Annotated in this window: 7 protein-coding genes and 1 pseudogene; 3 read left to right on the top strand and 5 right to left on the bottom strand. The window is 53.1% G+C overall.

Annotated elements, in window-relative coordinates; all coding sequences use genetic code 11:
- Positions 1-226 precede the first annotated feature (226 nt).
- On the bottom strand, positions 227-526 hold the full coding sequence (locus tag ASG47_RS04465) for a hypothetical protein (protein ID WP_156463989.1): 300 nt from the start codon (positions 524-526) through the stop codon (positions 227-229).
- A 185-nt stretch (positions 527-711) separates the two neighbouring features.
- Positions 712-1,422: a DUF1428 domain-containing protein gene (locus ASG47_RS20180; RefSeq protein WP_082511566.1), complete on the bottom strand. Its 711-nt coding sequence runs from the start codon at positions 1,420-1,422 to the stop codon at positions 712-714.
- Between the two features lie 648 nt (positions 1,423-2,070).
- Here ASG47_RS20180 and ASG47_RS21285 point away from each other — a divergent pair.
- Positions 2,071-2,688 (top strand): LuxR C-terminal-related transcriptional regulator, encoded by a 618-nt coding sequence (locus ASG47_RS21285; RefSeq protein ID WP_061907552.1) that lies wholly within the window; start codon positions 2,071-2,073, stop codon positions 2,686-2,688.
- 270 nt (positions 2,689-2,958) lie between these two features.
- Here ASG47_RS21285 and ASG47_RS04450 read toward each other — a convergent pair whose 3' ends face one another.
- Positions 2,959-3,429, bottom strand: a complete 471-nt coding sequence (locus tag ASG47_RS04450; protein ID WP_061907551.1) for a DUF4262 domain-containing protein — start codon at positions 3,427-3,429, stop codon at positions 2,959-2,961.
- A 391-nt stretch (positions 3,430-3,820) separates the two neighbouring features.
- On the opposite strand from ASG47_RS04450, the gene ASG47_RS04445 reads away from it, so the two are divergent.
- A complete protein-coding gene (locus tag ASG47_RS04445) occupies positions 3,821-4,516 on the top strand; it encodes a LuxR C-terminal-related transcriptional regulator (RefSeq protein WP_162243217.1) in 696 nt (231 codons plus the stop codon).
- A gap of 450 nt (positions 4,517-4,966) precedes the next feature.
- Complete coding sequence (locus ASG47_RS04440; protein ID WP_061907549.1) at positions 4,967-5,599, top strand: response regulator transcription factor; 633 nt, start codon at positions 4,967-4,969, stop codon at positions 5,597-5,599.
- Positions 5,600-6,671: 1,072 nt separating this feature from the next.
- On the opposite strand, the pseudogene ASG47_RS04435 reads toward ASG47_RS04440, so the two are convergent.
- Together ASG47_RS04435 and ASG47_RS20570 are read right to left on the bottom strand one after the other, a co-directional pair.
- Positions 6,672-7,265, bottom strand: a pseudogene (locus ASG47_RS04435) (DDE-type integrase/transposase/recombinase); the annotation flags it as partial.
- A gap of 16 nt (positions 7,266-7,281) precedes the next feature.
- A partial coding sequence (locus ASG47_RS20570) for a transposase domain-containing protein (protein ID WP_156463981.1) occupies positions 7,282-7,371 on the bottom strand: 90 nt, incomplete at its 5' end.

Below are 7,371 nucleotides of genomic sequence, written 5' to 3'. Positions count from 1 at the left end.
CTCGAGCTTGAACTCCCGGCTGAACTTGCGTCTCTCCATCAAAACTCTCCAGTTCCAAAAACACCTTATCTTGGTGTCCTCAAAACCGGCAGCAGCTCACATGCGAGGCTCCTTGAACGAGAGCCTCTTTATCATTCAAACGAAAAGTCTGCGTGTTTCCGTAAGGTCAAAGTGTCCCAATCTCCGGCTTTAGTGTCTCAAAGCCCAGACAGTTGGGGGGGAGGGTTCAGGCGAGCACTGGAAGTATTGTTTCGATACACGCCTGCAACAGAGCGCCGGTGGCAGAATTTTCTGTCGCGTTCATGTGCGTGTCATCCAGGGCCCAATCGTCTCGCAATTGAACCATGCTGGAAACGGTCGATCCATAAGCAGGCCCGGCAATGTCGAACTTGGGAATTGTGGTCACTACGCTGATGAGGCCGTTGTTCTCCGCCATGCGGGTCAGGTCGGTGCTGCTCCACGCCCATGTGGGAGATTTCACCGGTGCGGTCGCCAACAGTAGCGTGGCAAGATGCAGCTTAGGCAATACGAGTACCGAAGTCGGCGATGGTTGTTTCCGGGAATGACCCTATTTCGGACATCGGACAGTTTAGCCATTAATCTTGAAAGAGGTCGTATCGGCAAACATCTGGCTGATCGCACGCCAGCGGCTGGCACCTGAAGCGCCAGGCCGCCGGCTTACTTAATAAGGCAGAAGGGTCAATCTACTTGCTACCGATCAACAACCGGATCGAAGCCGCCCATGATTGAACGGGAGGCGTCCCAGATTGAGGGGTCGGGGGCTATCCGAGGATCTTTCATAAGAATAGTCCAAGCCGCGTCCCGTATTTGCCGTGACGGCCACTCGATAAAGGAGAAGCCGATGGTTTCGTCGGCTTTGGTGGCGACGGCTCGTTGAAAGTCGGTGGTCTCACCGGGAGGGACATCATCGCCCAAAGTGTCGACGACGCGTAAGGCGCCTTGTTCAATAAGCAGGGGTGCCTGGGCCAGGGCAGCGGCACGATACGCTTCCTTGTTGGCGATCGGGATCGGAGAGATCATGCCATCAATATATCCCGGCTTGGCCCGGGCTCCGGTGTCGTTGATCACTTCGAAGCCGCCATAGATCATGCGCGTGGCGTCGAACGGCATTTCAGACATGGTCTGCACGTCAGGATCGTTCATCATGTCCTCACCGGCCTTCATCCGGGTGGCACGATCTGGATACTCGACCCATGAAAAAAGTGGCACTTCGCCTGCTTGCAGCTTGGTAGCACGATAGAAGTCGGTTTGCTGTCCGTGCGGCACATCCTCTGCCCAACCCTCTACCAAACGTGTAGCGCCTAACTTCTTGAACAAGTCAGCCCCGGCGCGGGCATGAACGATGTATTGTTCTTTGTTGGCGGCGGGAACGGCCAGTACGAAGCCATCAATGTAGGACATCAAAATTACCCTTTATCGAGTTGCGTCTTTCTATTCGACGAATAGGAAAGCCCACTTTCGACGCGTGTAGGTAGTTTTTATTCCAATCGCCTGGGTCAGAATCCGACCCCCTTTCGGACGTTCAAGTCGATTGTGTCTACGCCGAAAAGCCGCCGTTCGTGGGTCGGAGCCAACTTTGGCCGTATGCCTCGTCGCGCTCTAGCGACTGAGACTGCACTTCACAGAAACCGGCTTTCAAATGGCCCAGCTTTGACGTTGTAGAGAGGCCGTCTTTAGCAGACTGGCGATACACGGGCCGCTCGTCCATAATATTGCCTGTTTCTTTTTTGCGTCGGCCAGCCACTCCTAGCGCCACCCTTCGGACGCAACGGTTGTTTTGGCAGGACTCCCAAAGAAAAAATCTTTGTAAAAGGGCAGTTGTCGCTTCGCGTATGGCCATCACACTCAGGCGTTTGCCAAACCATAGCTATTGGGCTGACATTAAATAATGTCGCGAATCATGCGGACATCACTCTCGTTGGTAGCTTGTTGCACATTTTTTTCAGCATCACGTCCGCTAGTGTCTGATCGCGTTTGTATATTATAATGGCACAGCTTTTGTTTTCGACTTGTTCAAAGACCCACGTCAATTGAAAGGCGATTTCAGCCATGAGGACACGCTCGGCTGCGGCCCCTGCACACAAGCATTTTCAGCTTCTAACCGAAAACACTGACCTAATCGCTTGGGCGACGGATGTTGCCGGTGAGTGTTGCTATCTCAGTCCAGAGTGGTTCACGTTTACCGGCGCAGCAAAGGACCACGGGCTCGGGCTCACCTGGATAAGCCTCGTACACCCTAAGGACGTAGCCAGAGTGCGCCGTTCATTCTTCCAGGCTTATGAAAATCGCAGTGCATACTCGTCGCTATTCCGCCTTGCTCGTGCAGGAGACAACTACTCGACAGTCTGGGCCGTAGCTCTGCCGAAGTTCAACGACGATGACGAGTTTCAAGGTTTCCAAGGGACCGTATGCATCGTTGAGGAACACCAAGCCGACACCTTCGAAGACGAGCTGGAGGGCCAACAGCCGCTGAGACGGCGATTAACGGACCGAGAGTGTGAAATACTGAGACTTATATCTGAGGGAAGTACCAGCGAAAGCGTCGCAGCAGTTCTGGGTATAACCGGTCGCACAGTCGACACTCATATCTCGAACGCAGGTGCCAAATTAGGGGCGTTCAATCGGGTTCATGCTGTGGCTCTCGCTATGAAATTCAAGCTGATTTGAAAGCCGCAGTTGAGCTTGGATAGGTGGCCGCCATGGGTGAGGTTTGGCTCTCTACACCAATGCTAAAGCGAAGGGACTCACATAGTTCCGATCACTTCACAGGATCCAAGCCCAGCAAGAAGTTCTAGACGCTGAACCCGATGATTGGCGTATCCATTTGAGCACTCCGCAGACATGATGCTTGGCGTTAAGGACCTTATTGCAAGACTATGTTGCAGACGCTGGCACCTAAGTTGGACCACTGACGCCTGCTACTCAATTGCGTAAGCCCTAAATCCGCTGGCAAGCAGCTACGCCGGCATCACAGCCAGATTCGTGAGGGAAAACGCCGTTCTCGTCCGGCCAAAGAACCTGCAGCAGAGGCGTCTGTGAAAATTTTTTTTGCAGATTAAATGCTCGCGTGAGCACCATGGTTCTATGTAGCAGATCGCTTCGAGAAACATCACGAAAACGAACATCATAGCCCGCCAAGACTTGGTCAGAGAACTCAAAATTCGGGAACGGCCACCGTTCTTTCACCACTGAAAACGCGTTTTCTAGCGATGGCACCGCTAGTCCTGGCGCAATGCCATACATTATCAAATCCGGATGCCCTGTCGCCGCCCCGCCTATCGTGAACGCTACTGGCGGAAGTCCGTAACCTCCGGGCATTGCAGAAATGACGAGGCCCGTTTTTTCAAACTGACGGAAAATCTGATCATTCAACAGATCCAGTTCGGCCTGGGTATTTATTGAGAACATGCTTCCCTACAGGTTGTGCGATCAAAAATGCTTAAGCAGTGGACGTGGTGGTAGCGAAGAAAATAAATAACGCCGTTTCAACATCTTGATTGAGTATTACTTCGATAATCTATGAGCTCCCCAAATTAGCGCTCTCCAGCATGAATGACATGATTTGAAATTGAGCAAGGTAGTGTTGTAGCGCTTCGCTCCCGCCGTGTGTCGCTGAGGTGTGGAGCCTTAGTGGGAGGAATAATCCAACTAAATTCGCGGCGAAATATAGAGGCGCGTTGGCTAAGAGTTAATACGTAATTTTCAGGACAATTCAGCAATTCTTCGGATGATGACTGCGTGAAATTCACTTCAGCATTATCTAATGTCATTCGACGTACCATACCGGCCGGAGCTCGTCATGGCAGACCCCTCCAGTAGTTGGACAGAAGGTCAAAAGCTATTTCGTTCAATTATGGAGAGCACGCGCCAACTCGGCTGGATCTGCAACGAGTTTGGCGAATGCATCTATCTCAGCAGCGCTTGGGGCGAACTTACTGGGATCGCGGATGGTGTCGGTACGGTTTGGCTTAACGCTGTTCATCCAGACGACCGTCGTGCAACTTGGTCAGCGTTCGCGAAAGCGAACCTGGATCAGGAAGAGTATAGGATCGACTACAGGGTCCGCCGCGCTGACGGAGGCTATGTGCTCGCTACAGGCCATGGCGTTCCGCATCAAAATGCAGGGGGGCTCTATGAGGGGATGTTCGGCATCACCATGACCGTGCATCAGCAGGCTGAGGCCTCGAAACTTTCCGTCGAAACCGATTCCAAAAGGAATGTGCTGACCGAGCGTGAAAGGGAAGTTCTGCGCCTTTTTGCTGAGGGCTACACCGCAGAAACTGCAGCAGTTCAGCTAGGCATCACTGAAGAGACAGTGAAAGTGCATTCGAAGCACGCGGTAACCAAACTGGGCGCCTTAAATCGTCTGCACGCAGTTGTCACCGCCATCAGGCTAAACGAGCTCCACGTTCAACCTGACAGATCGGCTCGGTTGAACGGTGATAAAGTTTGCCCCACTCATCTGGCCACACGGATACGTCCCCGGTTAGCGTAAGTTTCGCACCCGAAATGGCGGCCAAAAGTACTGCGTAGCTCAGCGCAAAAGGCAGCGTCATAGCCTCCTCTTCACGATAACCGAACGTCTCTCCAAGTTGCTCACATAGGTAAGCCGGTGCCTTGAGCCGACCGTGAGGCTCTCCGTCGTGCCAAATAAGTGTCAATGAGATGTGAGCGACACTTGGAGTGTCCTCATACCAAAAACGCCCAATCATCTGCGTCCCTCAGAGATTTGTGCTGAGCAATTGAGGCATGATTTGGGGCCTCTTGCAACTTACCGTTGATAAGATCCCCTCACTTTGGGCGATACGAAATTCTGCATACCACTTTTGGGGAATTGATCGACAAGTTGGCCGCTTTGCAAGGAGCAATACTTACCACTATACAGGTATTTTTTTGAGCTCTCACCTGCGTCACAATACCAATCACCTTACGCAACGAGGCGAACATGGTAGATGAGATAACCCTTTCGAAAAGAGCGCTGGCCGATATTACTGTCTATATTTTAGATAGTGATCTTCAGAGTTGCGAACATCTGAGCGTGCTGTTCAGGCTTGAGGGCTACGCCACACACTTTTTTCTTGATACCGACAGCTTTAATCGCGCGGTTTCGAAGCGCGGGCCGAACCTGGTCGTGATGAAGTCGGTTGTGACTGAACAAAGCACAATTCCAGCTCTAATGCAGTTCAAAGCTGAAACCTGTGGCATACCGGTAGTCGTCATCGAGGCCACTCAGAGCGTGGATGCAGCGGTAGCCGCAATGAAAGCGGGCGCACGCGATGTCTGTTCTACACCGCTGGATAGCGAACATCTGCTGCGTACAATCCGTAGCGCATTGAGGCAGCAGTTTCAGAGTGTCGTAGGCAGCAATTCGATTGAGATCAGAGGCTTCAATTCCCTCACAGATCGAGAGCGAGAAGTTCTCAACCTTATTGCTAATGGTCGCTCCAACAAAGAGGCGGCCAACACTCTCGGCATCTCTCATCGTACAGTGGAAGTTCATCGTGGCCGCGTCATGCAGAAAATGAACGCAAAGAACGCAGCCGACTTGGTTCGAATTGTTCTACAGACGAGCCCATAATCAGACCTCGGAGCAAGCGATTGAAGACGTCGAAATGATTTCAGCCGGAAAGCCCATTCCTCGACTTGCGAAGGTCTCGCCTGGGCAGGGGCGTACCGTTAGTGTTGAGTGGCCGGATGGAAGAGTTTCGGAAATTGATCTGACACCTCACTTGAGCCATCGCGCGTTTGTCGAACTTGTCGATGACGACGTTTTCCGATCCGTCGAAGCGGATCCCTGGGGATGGGACATCCGCTGGCCTTCTACGAAGCACGCAGCAATACCAACCACTATTTTGCAAAGTCTCGAAGACGGCACTTATGGCAAGGCCCACACTGCACCTGATAAACAAACTGATCAGGGATGATCCCATGTCGACTATTTCTGTGTCAGATGATTGGCAGGGTTTTCGCGGCGCACACTTGATGCCCCTAGTCCCAGCCACAAAGGCTAGCCACCCAGACGTCTAGGGCTAATCAATCCGGGTTGTCATCCGGTCTTAAAAGGTATCGAAATGGTCGCTGGACACGAGCAAGCTGAAATTACAAAGGTTAGCTGTCTAGTTGGCCTCCGAGTGCTGGTGTCACTCAGCGATGGATCCTCTCGGTCGGTCGATATGGCGCCTCTTCTTTACAACAATCGTAGTTTTACAAAGCTGCGTGACGATAAGCAGCTTTTTGAGACACTAAGGGTAGCTCAAGACGGACGAGTTCTTGAGTGGGCTAATGGATCACGCGTATTAACGAGCTCCGTCCTGCGATTGCCGAATGCATCTATGACCAAGTCGGAGTTTAGGGCGATCATGAATGAGCTCCGCCTAAGCGTAGAGGGATTGAGTCGACTCATGGGCGTTTCGACCAGAGTTATCGCGGACTATCGCGCAGGCACTCTGATACCTGGCCCTGTCGCTTTGGCGATGCGGTACATATCCGCGATCGGACAGTGGTGAAATTTGGCGACAGTCCGTTGCCTGAATGATTTGTTCCATCAGCTTCGTGATTGATCGAGTTTTCACGCGACTTCTCGATAGAAATAAACGTCCGGTTCGCTAGTTGGAGTGGACCCCATTTCACCGGACAGTCGGCGGTTGGGTTTAGGCACTGAGGCGCAGGAACTCGCGTGGTGAGCGGAACTTGAGCCCGGAGTGCGGGTGTACCTCACAATAGTCCTCGATCCATTCGGGCAACAAGGCCAGGATGGTCTCGGCGTCTGGAAGTATGACGGTTGAGGCGTAGTCCCTCTTCAAGGTTTTGACGAAGGCCTCGGACATGCCATTGCTTTGCGGGCTTCGTACCGGGGTAAAGAGCAGGTCAATGCCCAGTGCCGCGGCCACCTGTGCAGTCTGCCGGGCGATATAGGCGCTGCCATTATCCGACAGCCATTCGAGCCGGTGTGGGACCTTGAGTGTGCGGAAGCGGCGCTCGACGGCAGCGATCATCAGATCACAGACCATCTCGCCGGAGATGCCGGCATTGGCAACAGCTGACCAGGCGATGATCTCGCGGTCACAGGCGTCGATGACGAAAACGATCCGCACCACCTCTCCATTCCTGGCATGAATCTCCAGATGATCGGAGCACCAACGGATATTGGAGCGTAGGGCAACCACAACTCCGTCGTGGGTGCGGGTGGGCCGGAGAGCCGTATGCTTTTGAAGGGTGAGCCCGTTCTGCTGCATGACCGTAAGCGCGTAGGCGAGGCCGTTAGGGCTTGAAGTTCCATGGCATGAGGTCTGGGATTTGGCTGTTTGGCCAGCCGCCTGCGATGCGTTCGAGCGTGTCGGCGAGCCAGGC

This window comes from Devosia sp. Leaf420, assembly GCF_001425445.1.
Lineage (GTDB): Bacteria > Pseudomonadota > Alphaproteobacteria > Rhizobiales > Devosiaceae > Devosia.
Note: the sequence above shows the minus strand (reverse complement) of the source record. Positions and strands in the feature narration are given on the sequence as shown.

Bases quoted from the DNA above. Each gene is read 5' to 3' on its own strand.
- ASG47_RS04440 (WP_061907549.1), top strand. From the start codon at position 4,967: ATGGTAGATGAGATAACCCTTTCGAAAAGAGCGCTGGCCGATATTACT.
- ASG47_RS04450 (WP_061907551.1), bottom strand. From the start codon at position 3,429: ATGTTCTCAATAAATACCCAGGCCGAACTGGATCTGTTGAATGATCAG.
- ASG47_RS21285 (WP_061907552.1), top strand. From the start codon at position 2,071: ATGAGGACACGCTCGGCTGCGGCCCCTGCACACAAGCATTTTCAGCTT.
- ASG47_RS20180 (WP_082511566.1), bottom strand. From the start codon at position 1,422: ATGTCCTACATTGATGGCTTCGTACTGGCCGTTCCCGCCGCCAACAAA.
- ASG47_RS04445 (WP_162243217.1), top strand. From the start codon at position 3,821: ATGGCAGACCCCTCCAGTAGTTGGACAGAAGGTCAAAAGCTATTTCGT.